Annotated in this window: 14 protein-coding genes and 1 pseudogene; 10 read left to right on the top strand and 5 right to left on the bottom strand. The window is 45.4% G+C overall.

The window, feature by feature from the left end; genetic code table 11:
• Positions 1 to 45 precede the first annotated feature (45 nt).
• Positions 46 to 1,236 (bottom strand): N-acetylmuramoyl-L-alanine amidase, encoded by a 1,191-nt coding sequence (locus KFE96_RS10620; protein WP_255832578.1) that lies wholly within the window; start codon positions 1,234 to 1,236, stop codon positions 46 to 48.
• Positions 1,237 to 1,758: 522 nt separating this feature from the next.
• Between KFE96_RS10620 and KFE96_RS10615 the strand changes: the two genes are divergently transcribed.
• The 3 genes from KFE96_RS10615 to KFE96_RS10605 all read left to right on the top strand — a co-directional run bounded on the left by KFE96_RS10615 (position 1,759) and on the right by KFE96_RS10605 (position 7,049).
• Positions 1,759 to 4,662, top strand: a complete 2,904-nt coding sequence (locus tag KFE96_RS10615; protein ID WP_255832577.1) for an Rne/Rng family ribonuclease — start codon at positions 1,759 to 1,761, stop codon at positions 4,660 to 4,662.
• Between the two features lie 161 nt (positions 4,663 to 4,823).
• Entirely contained in the window at positions 4,824 to 6,257 is a 1,434-nt protein-coding gene (locus tag KFE96_RS10610) for a M48 family metalloprotease (protein ID WP_255832576.1), read from the top strand.
• An 18-nt stretch (positions 6,258 to 6,275) separates the two neighbouring features.
• Positions 6,276 to 7,049 (top strand): DsbA family protein, encoded by a 774-nt coding sequence (locus KFE96_RS10605; protein ID WP_255832575.1) that lies wholly within the window; start codon positions 6,276 to 6,278, stop codon positions 7,047 to 7,049.
• Positions 7,050 to 7,092: 43 nt separating this feature from the next.
• Here the strand turns inward: KFE96_RS10605 and thiS are convergent.
• Positions 7,093 to 8,078, bottom strand: a pseudogene (gene thiS / locus KFE96_RS10600) (sulfur carrier protein ThiS).
• 176 nt (positions 8,079 to 8,254) lie between these two features.
• On the opposite strand from thiS, the gene aroQ reads away from it, so the two are divergent.
• Genes aroQ through aat form a run of 4 tightly spaced genes read left to right on the top strand, consistent with a single transcriptional unit; the run spans position 8,255 to position 11,259 of the window.
• Entirely contained in the window at positions 8,255 to 8,713 is a 459-nt protein-coding gene (aroQ, locus tag KFE96_RS10590; RefSeq protein WP_255832573.1) for a type II 3-dehydroquinate dehydratase, read from the top strand.
• A 17-nt stretch (positions 8,714 to 8,730) separates the two neighbouring features.
• Positions 8,731 to 9,222 carry an acetyl-CoA carboxylase biotin carboxyl carrier protein gene (gene accB, locus KFE96_RS10585; RefSeq protein ID WP_255832572.1) on the top strand — a complete coding sequence of 164 codons (492 nt, stop codon included), beginning with the start codon at positions 8,731 to 8,733 and terminating at the stop codon, positions 9,220 to 9,222.
• Positions 9,223 to 9,233: 11 nt separating this feature from the next.
• On the top strand, positions 9,234 to 10,580 hold the full coding sequence (gene accC / locus KFE96_RS10580) for an acetyl-CoA carboxylase biotin carboxylase subunit (RefSeq protein WP_255832571.1): 1,347 nt from the start codon (positions 9,234 to 9,236) through the stop codon (positions 10,578 to 10,580).
• A gap of 19 nt (positions 10,581 to 10,599) precedes the next feature.
• Positions 10,600 to 11,259 carry a leucyl/phenylalanyl-tRNA--protein transferase gene (gene aat / locus KFE96_RS10575; protein ID WP_255832570.1) on the top strand — a complete coding sequence of 220 codons (660 nt, stop codon included), beginning with the start codon at positions 10,600 to 10,602 and terminating at the stop codon, positions 11,257 to 11,259.
• Here the strand turns inward: aat and KFE96_RS10570 are convergent.
• The 3 genes from KFE96_RS10570 to KFE96_RS10560 are packed head-to-tail and all read right to left on the bottom strand — an operon-like array spanning position 11,193 to position 12,473.
• Positions 11,193 to 11,636, bottom strand: a complete 444-nt coding sequence (locus KFE96_RS10570) for a DUF2155 domain-containing protein (protein ID WP_255832569.1) — start codon at positions 11,634 to 11,636, stop codon at positions 11,193 to 11,195. The two genes, aat and KFE96_RS10570, sit on opposite strands and share 67 nt — an antisense overlap.
• The gene (mlaD, locus tag KFE96_RS10565; RefSeq protein WP_255832568.1) at positions 11,620 to 12,075 is read right to left on the bottom strand and encodes an outer membrane lipid asymmetry maintenance protein MlaD; all 456 of its coding nucleotides are present in this window, start codon (positions 12,073 to 12,075) and stop codon (positions 11,620 to 11,622) included. The genes KFE96_RS10570 and mlaD overlap by 17 nt, the downstream gene beginning before the upstream one ends.
• A 23-nt stretch (positions 12,076 to 12,098) precedes the next feature.
• Complete coding sequence (locus KFE96_RS10560; RefSeq protein ID WP_255832567.1) at positions 12,099 to 12,473, bottom strand: NADH:ubiquinone oxidoreductase subunit NDUFA12; 375 nt, start codon at positions 12,471 to 12,473, stop codon at positions 12,099 to 12,101.
• A 435-nt stretch (positions 12,474 to 12,908) separates the two neighbouring features.
• Between KFE96_RS10560 and KFE96_RS10555 the strand changes: the two genes are divergently transcribed.
• From KFE96_RS10555 to KFE96_RS10545, 3 genes are all read left to right on the top strand, one after another.
• Positions 12,909 to 16,559, top strand: a complete 3,651-nt coding sequence (locus KFE96_RS10555) for a vitamin B12-dependent ribonucleotide reductase (RefSeq protein ID WP_255832566.1) — start codon at positions 12,909 to 12,911, stop codon at positions 16,557 to 16,559.
• A gap of 236 nt (positions 16,560 to 16,795) precedes the next feature.
• On the top strand, positions 16,796 to 18,553 hold the full coding sequence (locus KFE96_RS10550) for a GGDEF domain-containing protein (RefSeq protein WP_255832565.1): 1,758 nt from the start codon (positions 16,796 to 16,798) through the stop codon (positions 18,551 to 18,553).
• A 93-nt stretch (positions 18,554 to 18,646) separates the two neighbouring features.
• On the top strand, positions 18,647 to 19,372 hold the full coding sequence (locus KFE96_RS10545) for a DUF4389 domain-containing protein (protein ID WP_255832564.1): 726 nt from the start codon (positions 18,647 to 18,649) through the stop codon (positions 19,370 to 19,372).
• Positions 19,373 to 19,484 lie beyond the last annotated feature (112 nt).

Genomic DNA, 19,484 nt, shown 5'->3' with positions numbered 1-19,484 from the left:
TCTTTATCGTGCGGTATTGCAGGAAATTGTGTCTCTGTTAAGGCATTATCGGCCAAGAGCTATTTGGAGATCAAAATACTTATTCACTCCTGCGCTTACTGCTTTAGCAATACGGCGTTGACCATCTCTACTATTAAGCATACGCGCATCCTGCTTATTGGTTTGATACCCCGTTTCAATCAAAACTGATGGTACATCTGGAGATTTAAGCACAAGGAAATTTGCAAATCGATGCCCTCTGCGATGCATTTTCACCTGCCGGCGCATTTCAGGAACCAGTATCTCTGCGAATTGGGCTGAGTTATTCATGGTTTCGCGTTGAGCTAAATCAATCAGAATACTGGAAACTTCATTATTGGTTTCAGCAAGATCAACACCCGCTAAAATATCAGATTTGTTCTCTTTTGCGGCCAGTCGGGCAGCTTCTTTATCTGAGGCATTTTCATTCAAGGTATAAACTGTACCGCCTCGCACCTTTGAATTCGCGATAGAATCCACATGAACACTGATAAACAAATCAGCTCCCATACGTTTCGCTATCTCAAATCTCTTGCGGTGCGGAATATAAATATCTTTATCGCGTGTTAGATAAACCCGGTAGCGTCCCGTCCTCTCAAGTTCCCGTTTAATTTCTCTAGAAATTTTAAGAGTAAGTATCTTTTCGTTAGATCCGTATCGACCAAGCGTACCAGGATCAGGACCTCCATGCCCCGCATCCACGACAATTATACGTTTACCGTCATAGGGCTTCTGAACAGGCTCAACAGAAGGAGCTTGTGCGATAGTTTTTGTTATTTGAGGCTTGGAAGATTTAACCGCCGCTAAAAAATCTAACTGACTACTTTCAGCTAAATCAATAACGTAACGGTTTGAATACCCTTCACTGGCTGGAAGCGAGAAAGACTTTCGAATAACGGCTGCTTTATTTAGATCCAATACAATGCGATACGTATCAGCGGAAAAAAGACCATGCCTGTATTTCCCAACCAGACCTGATGCTTTAGCCGTTTTTTGAGATTTCCAATTGCTGTTAGGAATATCAATAACCAACCTGCGGGGATTAGCCAGCATAAATATACGTGGTTTAACAGGTTCGGAAACATCCATCACAAACCGTGTGGTTGCACCATTTTTCCCAAAGCGAACGCCTGTGATATCGACATTTTGTGCAAAAACAGAAGCGCTATCCCCCAAAAGAAGGAGCAACAGCACAGTGACTAAACCCAATTTACTCAAACTGATTTCCTCAAACCCGTCAGCTAAAAGCACAGTTATTTCTTTTAATAATAAAAACAACTAGCACCTGAGACAAGAAAAACCAAAAATTTGACGGTAATACGACAGAATAAATAGACGAACTGAGCCTTTCTGCAATTATTGGAATAATTTCGATTGTAATCCATTGCTTTCATGGTTACCTTCATTTTGCGAGTTTTCCGATTTTTCATATTACGGATATGAGAGATCGCGGCGCTGGTAATACGCCTTGGAGGTCTACAGAATTCAGACCACCGGTATTGAAGCGCCTTAATTAAGGATACATCCGGCAATGGCCAAATGGCTTTGCGCATTGTTATCAGTTTTGATCCGCCGTCTGTACACTTCACAGACAGGCCGTTTTTTTGCGCCTGATTACCTGCCGATCCTTTCCAACTCCGTACTAATTGCAACATTTACTGAATTAAGTACAACTGCCAGCGCCCCCCAGCTTACTCGAGCGGGAGTGAACGCGCGGCAGTTCCTTCGGAGATTATTTCTATGTCCACCCGTATGCTTATTGATGCGCGTCATTCTGAAGAGACGCGGGTCACCATTGTTAAAGGTAGCCGTGTAGAGGATTTTGATTACGAATCATCAACAAGAAAACAGCTTAAAGGGAATATCTATTTAGCACGTGTTACACGTGTAGAACCTTCTTTGCAGGCTGCATTTGTTGAGTATGGTGGTAATCGCCATGGCTTCCTCGCCTTTAGTGAAATTCATCCTGACTATTACCAAATTCCTGCCGAAGAGCGTGATGCAATCATGGCTTCTGAAGCAGAGGCTTATGAAGCAGGTGTAGCAGAGGAAGATGAAAGGCCTCAACGTGGTCCACGTCGTCGTCGTGGTCGTCGCTATCAAGCGGAAAAAACTAAAGATACAGATGCGGTAATAGAAGCTGAGGCTGTTGAAGACGATGCTTCAACGACTGAAGATGCTGAAAATCAAGTTGAAGAAGTAGCTTCTGACGATGTTGTTGAAGACGTACATGCCGACAGCGACACCTCGGATACTGAATCTGATACAAATGAGGCTTCAGACGAAGTAGATACATCAAATGAAACAGATGAAGATACTTCCTCTACTGGTGAAACTTCTTCCGATGATGAAGCTGAAGAAGCAGATACATCTTCCAGCGAAGAACGCCGCAAGGCTGCGGTTGAAGCGGCCAAGCGTAAGCGAGGTTTGCGCGCTCTCAAACGCAAATACAACATCCAGGAAGTTATCAAGCGCCGTCAGGTTCTGCTTATTCAGGTTGTTAAAGAAGAGCGCGGCAATAAGGGCGCAGCTCTAACAACTTATATGTCTCTCGCTGGTCGTTACTGTGTATTGATGCCTAACTCCACCCATTCTGGTGGTATTAGCCGCAAAATTTCTAACATGAGTGACCGTAAGAAGCTTAAGCAAATTACATCATCCCTGAATGTACCGGAAGAAATGGGATTGATTGTCCGTACCGCTGGTATGCGCCGGACAAAAACAGAAATCAAACGCGATTACGATTACCTCTTGCGCTTATGGAACGGTATCCGTGATTTAACACTTAAATCCACAGCGCCTGCTTTAATTTATGAAGAAGGTAACCTCATCAAGCGGACCATTCGTGACCTTTACGTACGCGAAGTAGACGAAATCCTCGTTGAAGGCGAAAAAGGATACCGTGCGGCTAAAGACTTTATGAAGCTGTTGATGCCGAGCCATGCCAAAAAAGTTCAGCATTATAAAGATCGCATCCCACTGTTCCATCGTTATCAGGTAGAAAGTCATCTGGAAGCGATGTATCAGCCAGTAGTACAGCTTAAATCTGGCGGCTATATCGTAATTAACCCAACAGAAGCGTTGATTTCAATTGATGTAAACTCTGGTCGCGCGACTAAAGAAGCGAATATCGAAGAAACAGCTGTAAAGACTAACCTTGAAGCCGCAGAAGAAGTTGCGCGTCAGCTTCGCCTCCGCGATATGGCTGGTCTTGTTGTAATTGATTTTATCGATATGGAAGATCGCGGCAATAACCGTGCTGTTGAGCGCCGTATGAAAGAAGTACTAAAGGCTGATCGCGCCCGTATTCAGGTGGGCCGCATTTCCAGCTTCGGCTTGATGGAAATGTCTCGTCAACGCTTACGTCCTAACCTTCTTGAAGCAGCAATGGAAACCTGCTCTGCATGTGATGGAACTGGTGTGGTGCGTTCAGTTGAAAGTGCTGCCCTTATGGCACTTCGACAGCTGGAAGAAGAAGGTATTCGTAATCGTAGTGCTATTGTTCGGATTGCGGCATGTCCAGATGTGGCCATTTATCTTCTCAATAAAAAGCGTTCAATGCTTACGGACCTTGAGGCGCAATACGGTTACACCATTGAGGTACTTGCACAGTCCTCTCTCGGGCCGTCAGATATCGAAATCACTCGAGAAGCTGGCGTAGAAGGCAAACCAGAAGTCACTGCAGACGTAGTGGTAACTCCTGAGAGCTCGCCTGTTGTAGAGCCAGAAGAAGAGAAGGCAGAAACATCTGATGAAGAAGGCGATGGTCAACGCAAACGCCGCCGCCGCCGTCGTCGTCGCCGTGGAAGAGATAATGGTTTTGATGAAAATCAAACATCCGCCTCTGAAGAAAATACGGAAGGCACCGATTCTGTAGCGGAAGATACAGATGAAGAGAAAAACTCTGAAAAGCCTTCTCGACGCAGACGCGGAAGCCGTGGTGGTCGCCGCCGCAAATCTCGTAACGAAGAACAAAACGAAACAGATGATGTTCAAACCTCAGATGAAGGTGCAAATGAAACTTCTGAGGCTCCTTCGGATGCCGCTGGTAGCGATGATGCCGAAAAGCCAACACGTCGCCGCCGTAGAGTACGCAAAAAAGCATTGAGTGATGAGAATGCTACCTCAAAAGATACTTCATCTGACGAAGCAAACGCAGAACAACAGGAAGTTTCATCTGAAAAAGAAGAAAAACCTCGTCGCAGACGCCGTGTGAAAAAAGCAGATAAGGAAACCTCTGAGAAAGCCGAAGAAACTGCTAACGGTGAAACTTCTAAGGAAGTTGCCGAAGCAAACGATGAAGTAAAGCCAAAACCACGCCGCAGACGCCGCGTAAAGAAAGCTGAAACTTCTGAGACAGAAACTGCGAAAGAGACAGAGAAAACTGAAGAAGCAAAACCTCGCCGCCGCCGCACGACTAAAAAGGCTGATGCAGATACCGCTTCTGATAAGAACAGCCCTGCTCCGGCCAAGGAAACTTCAAAAGAGAAACCTGTAGAAGCCAAGGCTGAGGTTAAAGCGGAAGCAAAAACCGAAACGGTCAACAAACCGGTGGTAAAGGTAGAGAGTAAAGAGAGTACCTCTGGAGACAATGCTACTGATCAGCCCAAAAGAAAAGGCTGGTGGCAAAGAACTTTCGGATAAGTAATAAAAGCGGCAAGGCCACAGCTTTGCCGCTTTTTTAATGTGTTATTCATTTTAGTTATGTCATCAATATCAACAATTGCTCACGCGGTTGTTAGCCTATAGCATTTGACCCTTGAGCAATGAATAACTAGCTATACTTAAATATCCTGGAGGCCCTGTTGCGTAAACTGCTAAAAAAAATCGCTTCAACACTTGTATGCGCCATAGCGTTGGCGCACCAAGCTTACGCGCAATCAATCCTTAGAGATGCAGAAACAGAAGCTTTCCTCCACGAAATTTCAGATCCTATTTTCATCGCAGCAGGCCTAGACCCAAGAAGCGTAAATATTTATCTGCTATCAGACCCATCTTTGAATGCCTTTGTAACCGGCGGCCAAAATATCTTCATTCACTCAGGCCTTATCATGGCTTCTGACGATGTAAACCAACTGTTAGGCGTAATCGCCCACGAAACTGGACATATTGCCGGTGGTCATTTGGTTGGCATCAGAGATGCGGCTTCAACTGCCGGTAATTTCAGCATTCTTTCTCTTGTTCTTGGTGCTGCTGCAATTGCTGCAGGCAGCCCTGATGCTGGTATTGGCCTTCTAGCCGCAGGGCAAACAGTTGCTCAAAGACAGTTCCTTGCCTTTAACCGAGTTCAAGAATCATCAGCAGACCAAGCCGGCGCAAAATATCTCAATGAGTTAGGTATTTCGGGTAAAGGCCTCATTCAATTCTTTGATAAATTGCGCGATCAGGAAGTACTAGCCTATATCAGGCAGGACCCTTACATTCGCAGCCACCCTTTAAACCGCACGCGTATCCTATCACTAGAGCAGGTTTTGGGGCAAAGTGAGTACTATAACAAACCGCCAAACCCTAAACATAACGAACAGTTCAATCGCCTTAAGGCAAAGCTTCAGGGCTACATTCAGCGACCAAGTGATACTCTGAAAGAATACCCGCTATCAGATAAAACCGCATCTGCGCGCTATGCTCGTGTATATGCATACCATAAGGCTCTTGAGTGGGATTTAGCGCTTAGCGAAGCCGATGCTTTGATAGAACAAGAACCTGCAAATCCATATTTCCATGAAATCAAAGGGCAGATATTGTTTGAAAATGGAAAGGTGCGCGAAGCACTTCCTGTTTTCAGGCAAGCTGTTGAACGTGCACCGCGTGCCCCTCTTGTAGCAACAGCGCTAGGGCAAGCGATGGTGTCTCTAGAAGATGATGTCTTAATGGCAGAAGCTATTCCAATTTTGGAAAATGCTACACGCCAAGACCCTGGAAATACTTTTGCATGGTTTAATCTAGCTAAGGCGTACAGCTGGGTTGGCCGCGAAGCGGATGCTAACCTCGCAACAGCAGAACGGTTTTATTCTGCTGGCGTTGTTTATCAGGCAGTTGGCTACGCCAAGCGTGCGATGGATTCCTTTAAAACCGGTTCACCAGAATGGCTCCGCGCGCAAGACATTTTCTTCATCGCAAGAGATGCCGCAGAAAGACAACGTAAACAGCAACGTCGTCGTAGACGTTTTGACGTTGAGTTTACAGGACAACAAGAATTTCAGAAGCAACAAGAACAGCACTGGCAATATCAGCCATAAGCTATGATGGATTAGTATATGTATAAACCACTTAAAAATATGCTTGCGGCCGTTACACTAGCCGTTCCAGCAATTTTTGGAGCTACAGCTCAAGAAGCTGCTCCAACAGATCGTCAAGCAATTGAGAGTATTATCCAAGAATACTTGCTTGAGAACCCCGAAGTAATTGAGCGCGCGATTATTGAACTTCAACGTCGCCGCCAACTTGCTCAGATGTTGCCGGCAATCAACCTTTATCGCGGGTATCTGGAAAATGACCCTGAAGCCCCCGTACTAGGTAACCCTAATGGCGATGTAACTATTGTAGAATTCTTTGATTACCGCTGTGGCTTCTGTCGTCGCCACTTCCCTGAAGTGTTAAAGCTGGTAAAAGAAGACGGTAACATTCGTTACATTCCGCGCCAGTACCCCGTACTCGACCGTGAAGGTGATACACCAGTATCATTACTTACTTCCTATGCTGCTCTAGCGGCTCACAAGCAAGGTAAGTTTGAAGAGTTTCACATTGCAGCAATGACATCCCCGGGCCAGCTTACCGAAGAGCGTATCTATGAGATTGCAGGTTCAGTAGGCCTTAATGTCGATCAACTAAAGACCGATATGAAAGATAAACTGGTTGAAAAAAGCGTGCGCAACACGTTAAGCATTGGCCAAGACATTGGCTTCACTGGCACACCGGGGTACATTATCGGTGATGATGTAGTACTCGGCGCAGAAGGTTACTTCCGTCTCCTAGAGGCAGTTGACCGCGCAAGGAAAGATACCTCCAAAGAAACTGCTTCAAGCAGATAAGATATACAAAAAAGGCCGCTTAAAGCGGCCTTTTCTTTTCTGATTAAATAAGCCCTGAAAGTGGCGAGCTTGGGTCCGCATATTTCTTCATAGGCATTCGACCAGCTTGATAAGCAAGTCTCCCTGACTCCACAGCGAGTTTCATCGCTCTAGCCATTTTAAGTGGGTCTTTTGCTTCAGCAATCGCTGTATTCATAAGAACACCGTCACAGCCAAGCTCCATTGCTACAGAAGCATCTGATGCTGTTCCCACACCCGCATCAACAAGTACAGGTACATTGGCTTGCTCGATCATCAAACGAATCTGCACTGGGTTTTGGATGCCAAGACCAGAACCAATAGGCGCACCAAGCGGCATAATTGCCACACAACCCATCTCCTCCAATTTCTTGGCGGCAATCGGATCATCGCTGCAGTAAACCATTACTTTAAAGCCCTCTTTGATAAGCTCTTCAGCAGCTACGAAGGTTTCCTGCATATTTGGATATAACGTCTTCTGATCACCAAGCACTTCGAGCTTTACAAGGTCCCAGCCACCAGCTTCACGAGCTAAACGAAGAGTGCGCAGAGCGCTCTGAGCATCAAAACAACCTGCCGTGTTAGGTAGGTATGTGATTTTCTTTGGGTCCAGATAATCTACAAGCATTGGCTGGGTTGGGTCAGAAACATTCACGCGGCGAACGGCTACTGTAACAATTTCAGCACCAGATGCCTCAACTGCTTTCGCTGTCTCTTCAAAATCTTTATACTTCCCCGTCCCAACGATAAGACGAGAAGAATATTCTTTTCCGGCAAGCTTCCAAACATCATTTGCGTTTGACACTGGCTTTAACCTCCACCAATAAAATGAACAATTTCCAACTGGTCATCTTCTTCAAGAGAAACATCGGCGAAAGTAGACTTCGGTACGATCTCCAGATTCCTTTCAACAGCTACCTTTTTAGGGTCTAACCCAAGCCCTGAAAGAAAATCCCATACACTTACACCGTCTTCAACGGTTTTCAGATCGCCATTCACTGTGATTTTCATGAAGGAAAACAACCTTTTAGCTGGTTACAAGCGCTTGACGCGCCTAAATTCTTTACCATATTCGTATAAAATATGCACAGAAACACCAATAAAATCAGTGTTCCTGCTTTGCATGCAATGCATATGGCATTATACAGATTGCTTCAAGCGATCTGTCAAACAATTGGAAATCGTGAATGAATAAAGAAAACCATAAAAAGATTTTGGTGCTTAACGGACCAAATCTGAACCTGCTTGGTACACGTGAGCCGGAAACTTATGGCCATAACACGATTGATCAATTGGAAGCCTTGTCGGTGGAAGCAGCGGCAAAGCATGGGCTGACAGTCGATTTTAGACAAACTAATTCAGAAGGCATTCTTGTTGATTGGATACAGGAAGGCAGAAATGGGTATGCAGCAATTATTCTGAATGCTGCAGCATATACCCATACCTCTGTTGCTATCCATGATGCGATTGCCGCAATTACTACTCCCGTGATTGAGGTGCATTTATCCAATGTATTCGCGCGGGAAGAGTACCGACACCACTCTTACGTTTCCGACGTTGCGAAAGGTGTAATTTGTGGGTTCGGTACGCACGGATATGTGCTTGCGATTGATTCCGTAGCGTCTATGCTACGCAACCAGTCTTGATTTAAGGGTAGACGTCAATGTCAAAATTAAAAGATTATAAAGAACTCATTCGTGAACTGGCTGAACTGCTGGACAAATCAACTCTTTCCGAAATTGAAGTGGAAGAAGATGATTTTCGCATCCGCGTAGCGCGCGAAGTTGCCGGCTCAGTAAACTATACGGTTCCTACAGCAGCACCTGTTGCAGCCCCTGCCCCTATGGCAGCTCCGGCTCCAGCTGCCGCACCAACTGCTCCTGCAGCAGAAGCACCAGCCGCAGCAAACGCTGCTGATCATCCTGGCGCATTGAAGGCGCCAATGGTTGGTACAGCTTACACAGCACCATCACCAGATGCCGATGCTTTTGTGAAAGTAGGCGATAAAGTTTCTGAGGGTGACCCGCTTCTTATTATTGAAGCGATGAAAGTTATGAACCAAATCAAAGCTCCAAAATCAGGCACCGTAAAAGAAATTTTCTTTGCTGACGCTCAGCCTATTGAATTTGGCGAAGTACTTCTGATTATTGAATAAGGACACGTTCCATGGTTCAAAAAGTCCTTATTGCTAACCGTGGTGAAATCGCTCTGCGTATTCACCGCGCTTGCCATGAAATGGGCCTTAAAACAGTTGCGGTTCATTCCACAGCTGATGCTGACGCGATGCACGTACGCCTTGCAGACGAAAGTGTTTGTATCGGCCCACCAGCATCCGCTGATAGTTATCTGAATATCGCGTCTATTATGACTGCGGCAGAAATCACCGGAGCGGATGCTATCCACCCTGGTTACGGTTTCCTTTCAGAGAATGCTGATTTTGCAGATATCGTTAAAGAACACGATATAGCCTTTATTGGCCCTAATGGTGATCATATCCGCCAGATGGGTGACAAGATTACAGCCAAAGAGACAGTGAAAAAGCTTGGTATCCCGGTTGTTCCAGGTTCTGAAGGCGGTATCACAAACGATGACGAAGCAAAACGTGTTTGTGAAGAAATCGGTTACCCGGTGATCATTAAAGCCTCTGCAGGCGGCGGTGGTCGCGGTATGCAGATTGTACGTAGTGCAGATGAACTTAGTGTAAAGCTGAATACCTGCCGTACAGAAGCAAAAGCTGCTTTTGGTGATGATGCGGTTTACATTGAGAAATTCCTCACTAAACCACGCCACATTGAATTCCAGATCATTGGCGACAGCCATGGTAACTGTATTCACCTAGGTGAGCGCGACTGTTCACTTCAGCGTCGCCACCAGAAGGTTCTTGAAGAAGCCCCTTCTCCGGTTATTGACAGTGAAACACGTGAACGGATGGGCGGCATTGTTGCTAAAGCAATGGCTGATTTCGGCTACTGCGGTGCGGGTACTATCGAATTCCTTTATGAAGACGGTGAGTTCTATTTCATTGAAATGAACACACGTGTTCAGGTGGAGCACCCAGTGACAGAAATGATCACTGGTATCGATATTGTACGTGAACAAATCCGCGTAGCAGCTGGCGAAAAGCTCTCCTACACGCAGGATATGGTTCGCTTCCACGGCCACGCTATTGAATGCCGCGTGAACGCAGAACACCCGTTCAACTTCATGCCAAGCCCAGGTACAGTAACTCAGTATCATCCTCCGGGTGGTCTGAATGTACGCTGTGACAGTGCTGTATATGCTGGATACCGCATTCCACCATACTACGACAGCATGGTGGCAAAGTTGATTGTATCAGGCTACACCCGTGAAGGCTGTCTCCTGCGCTTGCGCCGTTCGCTTGAAGAATATGTGATTGATGGCATCACAACCACAATCCCGCTTCATCAGGCACTTATGGACGATGAGGATTTCCAAAAAGGTGATTATGATATTCACTGGCTTGAGAAATTCCTTGAGGACAAGCAAGACTAAAGATATTAAACTCGGGGTTATGCCACATGAGACCATAACCCCGAATTTACTCCTTCAAGCTTATGCAAACGGTATCTTCCCTATGTCGGAAGACCGCGAAGATAAAGAGCTTTTCTGGGTTGATCCAGATTTCAGAGGCATCATCCCTCTTGATCAATTCCACATCCCTCGTTCCTTGAAAAAAGCCATAAAGAAAGAGCCTTTCAGGGTAACTACTGATGAGGCCTTTAGAGATGTGGTTAAAGCATGCTCCATGCCCGCGCGCGGTAGAGAAACCACCTGGATCAGTGAACGTATTGAAGCCATGTATGCTGATCTGCACCAGAGAGGCTTTGCACACTCGGTTGAGTGCTGGGAAGGTGAGGAGCTGGTCGGCGGGCTGTACGGTGTATCCTTGGGCGCAGCCTTCTTTGGTGAAAGTATGTTCAGCACCCGTACTAATGCCAGCAAAATCGCTCTCGCTTATCTGGTCGCTCGTTTAAAAAATGCTGGTTTTGCCTTATTGGACAGCCAATTTATTACCGATCATCTGAAGCAATTTGGGGCTGTCGAAATACCAAGGGAAACCTACCACCAGTTCCTGACGGAGGCATTACATGCCCCTCACCCTGACTATTTTTCGCTATCAGAAGATGCGCCTGCTTCAACCATTTTACAGTTGATAACCCAAACATCATAAACTGGGTGTTCGAGCGCGTTCAGCGCCGGGCTTGAAGCCACCATCCAACCATCAAACACACGGTCACGTTCACCATTACGTTTAAGGTCCTTGATCTCAAGGTACCCAAAGGTCTCTGGTGGTTCTATGGGTGGTCTTGTACGGCAATAACGTGCTGTTATCTCAAGCGTTCCAAAGGGAATGGTCTTGCCAATTTCTATTTCAAGCTCAGTGATCCGTGCGGTAATTTTATCCAGTGCACGTAGTACGATTACATTATGCTGTTCAGCATTTTCAGGTGGAATTACTGAACCAGATTGATCTTGCTGTGCATTGAGGGCTGAACCGCCAATAAAAAGAGATACAGCCGCAATAAGCGTTCTAGCGACTATCATCATCAGAATCACCTGATGTAAACTTACCGATCAAACCAACAAGATCTACGGCGCCTTGTGTTTCTTCGATTTCGTCACCATTTTGAAGCATTTCTTCTTCGCCGCCGGGCAACAGGCTTAGATAAGCGCCACCAAGAAGGCTTTCAGAAGAAATCGCAGCAGCCGTATCAAGCGGCAGTTCGACATTATTCGCCACGGAAAACCTGACAACAGCCTGATAGGTTTTGGTATCTAGTGTACTGTCTACGATAGAGCCAACCTTAATACCTGCAACGCGAACATCACTTCCGATATTAAGGCCGTCGATGCGCTCAAAACGAGCAGAGAGAACATATCCTTCGGATGTAACTGTATCTGTACGTTCATACGCAAAGATTAAAAACCAACCGGCAACCAACAATACGACCGCACCGATAATGGATTCTACTAAGTTACTGGACATATACTCTCCCTAATGCGTCTCGATTATGGACGCCAAGCCTCATATTCTGGCTCATCAGGGCGCGCTTGTGGTACATGAGCTGCCGCTGTACCTGTCAGGTTTGGCATATGCTCTTTTTCCCACTCACGAGTAACGATTTTTTGCTCATGTGGTAGTTCATCAACAGTATAGTGCAACCAACCGTGCCATTCTGCAGGCACACGAGATGCCTCAACCGGACCGTTTTTGTAGATCACCCAACGGCGCTTACCGCCTTTTTCACGGTAATATTCATTCCCTTGGTCATCAGTACCAACCAATTCACCTTTACGGCTTGTGAAAAGTCGTGTGCCAAAAGTGGCCGAATTCCACCAGGTAAAGATAGGAGATTTGAAAATACCTTCGAATAGTGAACTCATTGTTCTGCCTATAATGTTAAACCGCGTTACTAATGTTTGCGCCCGTTTAGCATGTTTAGTTTTCATAGGAAAGCATCAAGATTGCCACTTCCCGCGAAAAAGTAACAAAAACGAGTCGCAAACTCGAATTTGCCACAGATATTACAGTGCAATCCTTACCGACACTTTAAGGAAATTTTGTGGCAAGCGCCCGACTCCTTGTTTCTTCAATGAGTCGATTAAGAAACACTAAAGTTTATCTTCAGAATATCCAAAATTCCTCTTGTGCTGAATGCGAAACAAACACTACAATTTGGACCAACATTAAGGGAAGCTACAATATATTGTGGTTATGTTAGGTTTCGCACTATAGTACATCGATGTTCCCAAGCGTGTGTATATACGAAGAATATCAGCTACTTAAGTGTTGACCTCTACCGGGTTTTAGGGGGCGTTATGCGCATTGAACGGCACTTTACTAAAGAAATTTCCTGTCCATATTCAGCACAAGAATGGCAAACTTCTGTCAGCGAAATCAGAAATCCCGACGGGTCTATCGTTTTCCATATGGATAATGTGGAAGTGCCAAACAGTTGGTCACAAGTAGCAACAGATATTATCGCTCAAAAGTACTTTCGTAAGGCCGGGGTGCCTCAGGCGCTTAAAGCTGTTGAGGAAAATGATATACCAAGTTGGCTTTGGCGCAAAGAACCTGATAACGCCACACTGGAACTAATGCCTGAAGCAAAACGCTATGGTCCAGAAACCAGTGCAAAACAGGTTTTTGACCGTTTAGCTGGCACATGGACTTATTGGGGCTGGAAAGGTGGCTACTTTGAAGCGGAAGAAGATGCCAAAGCCTTTTATGATGAAATGCGTTATATGCTCGCCAACCAGATGTGTGCGCCAAATTCACCGCAGTGGTTCAACACAGGCCTGCACTGGGCTTACGGCATTGATGGGCCTGCTCAGGGCCACCATTATGTAGATTTTGAGACAGGTAAACTTACCAATTCCAAAAGTGCCTATGAGCACCCTCAACCACATGCCTGCTTTATTCAATCTGTTGCCGATGATCTTGTGAACGAAGGCGGCATTATGGATCTTTGGACCCGCGAGGCCCGCCTCTTTAAATATGGTTCAGGTACGGGTTCAAACTTCTCTAACGTACGCGGTAGCGGTGAAGGCCTTTCAGGCGGCGGCCAATCATCCGGCCTGATGAGTTTCCTAAAGATTGGTGACCGTGCAGCTGGCGCTATTAAATCAGGCGGGACAACCCGCCGTGCAGCCAAAATGGTTGTCGTGGATATTGATCACCCCGATGTTGAGGAATTTATTGGCTGGAAAGTTGTTGAAGAACAAAAGGTAGCAGCGCTTGTTACAGGCTCTAAACTTAATGAAATTCACCTCAATCTCATTATGAAATCTTGTCATGAAGCGAAAGCTGATCTTGGGGATGATGCCTTTGTTCCAAAAGCCAATAAAGCGCTAAAGAAGGAGATACTGGCAGCCCGCAAAGTTATGATCCCTGAAAACTATATTCAGCGGGTTATTCAGTTCGCTAAGCAGGGATATGCTTCTATTGAATTCCAATCTTATAATACTGATTGGGATTCCGAAGCTTATCTCACTGTTTCAGGACAAAACTCCAACAATTCCATCCGTGTTTCAGATGATTTCATGTCAGCTGTTAAGGACGGTAAACCATGGGAGCTGAAGAATAGAATTTGCGGTACAGTCGCCAAAACACTTGATGCAAAAGAACTCTGGCGTGATGTGGGCCATGCTGCATGGGCATGTGCTGATCCAGGCATTCAGTTCCATACAACGATCAATGATTGGCATACTTGTCCAGAATCTGGTGAAATCAGAGCGTCAAATCCTTGTTCTGAGTATATGTTCCTTGATGATACGGCATGTAACCTTGCATCCCTTAATCTGCTGACGTTTCGTAATGAGGATGGTTCTTTCAAAGTAGATAGTTTCAAACACGCGGTTCGCCTCTGGACAATGGTGTTGGAAATCTCCGTTTTGATGGCCCAATTCCCTTCAAAGGAAATTGCAAAGCTCTCATACGAATACCGTACCTTGGGGCTTGGCTTCGCCAATATAGGCGGCCTTTTGATGAGCCTTGGCCTTTCATACGATAGTGATGAAGGCCGCGCGATCTGCGGTGCCATCTCTGCACTTATGACAGGTCAATCTTATGCTACATCTGCAGAAATGGCATCTGAACTTGGTGCTTTCCCAGGCTATAAGAAGAATGCCAAACACATGCTGCGGGTTATTCGTAACCATCGCCGCGCCGCTTATGGCCAAGAAGATGGCTATGAAAACCTGAATATCACCCCGGTACCGCTTGATATTGCCAACTGTAAAGATCAGGCAATTGCAGTCGCAGCAGCAGAAGTTTGGGATAAAGCTCTTGAACTGGGTGAAGAACACGGCTTCCGCAATGCTCAATCTTCAGTAATTGCCCCAACAGGCACAATTGGCCTTGTAATGGACTGCGATACCACAGGTATTGAACCAGATTTTGCCTTAGTGAAGTTCAAGAAACTTGCTGGTGGTGGCTATTTTAAAATCATCAACCGTATTGTACCTCAAGCATTGAAGGTTCTTGGATACTCAACAGATCAAATCAAAGATATCGAAGAATATGCGGTTGGTCACGGTACCCTCAAAGGTGCGCCAGCTATTAATCACGATACACTTAGAGCAAAAGGCTTCCAAGACCGTGAACTGGAGATGCTCGAAGAACAGCTTAAAAATGCCTTCGACATCAAATTTGTCTTCAATCAATGGACTTTGGGAACTGATTTCTGCAAAGAAACACTTGGTTTCACTGATGATCAGCTGAACGATTACAATTTTGATATGGTTACGGCTCTCGGTTTCTCTAAAGAAGATATTTCTGCGGCTAATATTTATTGTTGTGGCGCCATGACACTTGAGCAAGCACCGCATCTAAAAGAAGAACATTACGGTGTATTTGACTGCGCAAACCCTTGCGGCAAAATCGGTAAACGATACCTTTCCTGGGAAAGCCATATACGGATGATGGCAGCCGCTCAGCCATTTATCTCTGGTGCAATCTCAAAAACCATTAACATGCCAAACGATGCAGATGTTGATGACTGTATGGCGGCCTATGAACTTAGTTGGTCACTCGCTCTTAAAGCAAACGCGTTATATAGAGATGGCTCAAAGCTCAGCCAGCCGCTCAATGCCGCTCTTCTTGACGATGAAGACTTAAGCGAAGAGCTTGAAGATAAAACACTCGCTGAAAAAACAGAAATTGTTGCAGAGCGCATTATCGAACGGATCATCGAAAAGGATGGACCTGCAAAACGCCGTAAACTACCAGAACGCCGTAAAGGTTACACCCAGAAAGCCATTGTTGGGGGCCATAAGGTTTACCTGAGAACGGGTGAATATAATGACGGTTCTATCGGCGAAATTTTCATTGATATGCATAAAGAAGGTGCTGCCTTCCGATCACTGATGAACAACTTTGCCATCGCAATCTCAATCGGCCTCCAGTACGGCGTGCCCCTTGAAGAATATGTCGATGCATTCACCTTCACCCGATTCGAACCATTTGGCCGAGTTGAAGGAAATGACACCATTAAAATGGCCACTTCACTTCTGGATTATATTTTCCGCGAACTTGCTATCAGTTATTTGGGCCGAGATGATCTTGCACATGCAACCCCTGCTGATTTCTCTCACGACACAACGGGCAGAGGCGCGAAAGACGACGGTTTGCCTGATGTTGAGCCAGAAGTTTCAGAAGCATTGGCCCGTGTTCAACAGCTCACCTCGTCTGGTTACACACGCGGAAACAACCTTGTCGTGTTAAAAAATTCAAAAAAAACGGATGACAAATCGATAGAAACAGTTTCTATGGCAACAGGCACAGATACGGCTACGGTTTCTGCAGTTGGTGTTGCGACACAAACAATTGTAGGCCCAGACGCTAGAGTAGCCGCCAAAATGAAAGGGTATGAAGGAGACGCATGCGGTGAATGCGGGAACTTCACCCTAGTTCGCAACGGCACATGCCTGAAATGCGATACATGTGGCGGAACAAGCGGTTGTAGCTAATGCCAAAGGATTTTCACCACCTGCCAACCCGTCCCGGTGGGTGGTCATCTCGGGGAAGCTTTGCTTCCCCAATTTTTTTGTCTAATTCAAATTTTTCTTAGTAAAAAAAGATAAAATTTTCGGGAATGAATAGTTGCCTTTACTAATTATTTACCCCCTAATGGCGAAACTCAATTGTTCTGGTGCCACAGGCTCCGGGTTGAGCACGAGTACACTTAATAATTCTGGAGCCCCAAGTGGCAGATACACTAACGAGTAATGTTTCTTCTATCGCCCAAAACGGCGAAACCAATGCCACGGCCAAAATTGTTAATACCACTGCTGTTGCCGAATCATTGCCTGTTGGCATCTTAGTATGCGGTTTAACACCCGGTAATGTCACAGAAGTTTTATTTATTAATCAATTTGCACGAGACATTTTTGAGTTACCACAACAGTTGAATCTCCCCTGCCCAATTGATGTTCTCTGGAACCCTTCAGATAGTCAGGTTCTTACAAGCCAAATTCAGGAAGTTTTCCGCTTTGGTGGCGAATCAAACTTCGAATGGAGTATTCGTGCCGGAGCTATAGAACGTTTCTTATCCAGCCAGCTTATTCCACTAAGAAACAGCGATGGTGAGATTTATCAAGTCGTTTGCACGGTTGAAGATCAAACAGCTGAAAAACTGGCAGAGAGAAACCTTCTCCATCATGCCTTTCATGACGCCCTAACAGGACAACCAAACCGCGTTCTATTTAGAAACAAGCTTGAAGAAGCCGTTGCAGAGTGTCAGCGCACAGGAGGGGAATCCGCTTGTGCTGTTCTTATCATCAATATTGACCGCTTCCAGCAAATTAATGAAAGCTTCGGTCACAGTGCTGGTGATCGTTTCCTAATTTCAATGGCGTCTACATTGAGACGCTGTATTCGCGGAGCAGACACACTAGCCCGGCTATCTGGTGACGAGTTTTCTATTCTCGTTTCCCACTTCAGTGATATTGAAGAAGTGGAGATGATTTGCAGCCGCATCCACGAGGCAATGCAACAGCCTTATGATTTAGATGGGAACGAGGTCTTTACATCTGTTTCAGTGGGTGTTGCCACAACGTTATCGAGCTCAAGCCATCCGGAAGACCTTATCCGTGATGCTGATTTTGCAATGCACCGTGCTAAATCAGCGGGTAAAGCGCGTACTGAAATTTATCGCCGAGATTCGCATCAACGCGCACGCAATCAGTTCCATTTGGAAACAGAACTTCGTCGTGCCGTAGAGCGTAATGAACTAGACCTCTTTTATCAGCCAATTATAGACTTACAGACTAACGAACTACACGGCTTTGAAGGCCTGACACGCTGGATACATAAAGAAAAAGGTTTTGTATCTCCTGCCGAGTTTATTCCGCTAGCTGAAGAAACCGGTGTTATCGTTAAACTAGGACGTTGGGCGGTTGAAGCCGCGTGCCAGCAGCTTCGTAGTTGGATTGATAATCCTAATGCAACAGCAGTCCCGGTGAATGTAAACGTATCAGGTATTCAGTTCGCCCGTGATGATGTTGCTGCAATGGTTGAAAGTGCCATCAAGGAATATGAAATTCCGGGTGAATATCTTCGGGTTGAGCTAACCGAGAGCTCCATCATGGCGAACCCTACGCATATCTCTGAATCGCTTCAGCGCATTAGAAAATTAGGTGTAAAAGTAGCGCTTGATGATTTTGGCACAGGCTATAGCTCTCTAAATTACCTACACCAGTTCCCTATTGATATTATTAAAATTGATCGCAGCTTTATCAACCAGCTGGAGCAGGATAACGAAATTTATAAAATCCTGAAGATGATCTCTCTATTAGCGGAGAGCCTTGGTCATGAAGTTGTCGCAGAAGGTATTGAAGACACTCAACATATTGGTATGCTTCAAGATATGGGCTTTAGCTTCGCACAAGGCTTTTATTATTCAAAACCAGTAGAAAGTAGCGCGGCAACAAATATGGTAACTGGTGAACTACCTTGGGGCTAAGTCTATTTTCCTTCTTCTGGTTTAACCCTTGAATGCCCGCAACATATCACCAGATATATTTAATGGAATTTAGCTCTTAAGAAGGTAAAGAACATGAGCGAGGACACCCAAAGCACAGAAGCAGCAAAAAAAACTCCTGCTAAAAAAACAGCTTCCCAAAAGACACCAACACGTAAAACAACAACGCGTAAGAGTGTGGCAAAGCCTGCTGCTAAGAAAACGACTACTAGGAAAACCACCACAAAAAAGACTACTGCAGCTAAAACAGCTTCTACTTCCAAAAAAACAACAGCCAAATCAACGACCACAGCAAAAAAGACCATCACCCGAAAATCATCTACGGCAAAAGCGGCTGCCAGCAAAACCGAGACTAATGAGAACACTGTTTCTGAAGCTATTGAAGCTAGTCAAAAAAACAACGAGCAAGAAAGTGCTAATGCAGAAACAACCACCGGTGCTTCCACTAAATCTGAAAAGACAGGCCCTCAACCCGACGCTGAAGAAGCCACCACTCGTTCACAGACACACGATGAGTTTGTAGAGCACATGAAAAACCAGGATTGGGGCACACATCTCAAACGCGCGGCTTTAATGATTCTGTTTGGTGTAATCACCTATTTCGCGATTATTGGCGTTTTCATTCTGTCAGCTGCTCATCTCATCATTCGTATTGCACTGGGTGTGGAAAATGAACCTGAATGGATTATTGATGCGAATGGAAGGCTTCGGGTTTATATCTTGCAAATGTTGAACTATATGACCTTTAAAACAGAGGATACACCGTTCCCATTTGATAAAGATTTCCCAGAAGCAGATTAACAGAACTAAAAAAGCGCCCCTTTGGGCGCTTTCTTCTTACATTCCTACAGCATTGAACAGTATTTCAATACCCATCCGAATAACCACAACAGCAACAATCGCTGTGAGAAAA

The sequence above is a fragment of the Kordiimonas sp. SCSIO 12603 genome (genome assembly GCF_024398035.1).
Lineage (GTDB): Bacteria > Pseudomonadota > Alphaproteobacteria > Sphingomonadales > Kordiimonadaceae > Kordiimonas.
Note: the sequence above shows the minus strand (reverse complement) of the source record. Positions and strands in the feature narration are given on the sequence as shown.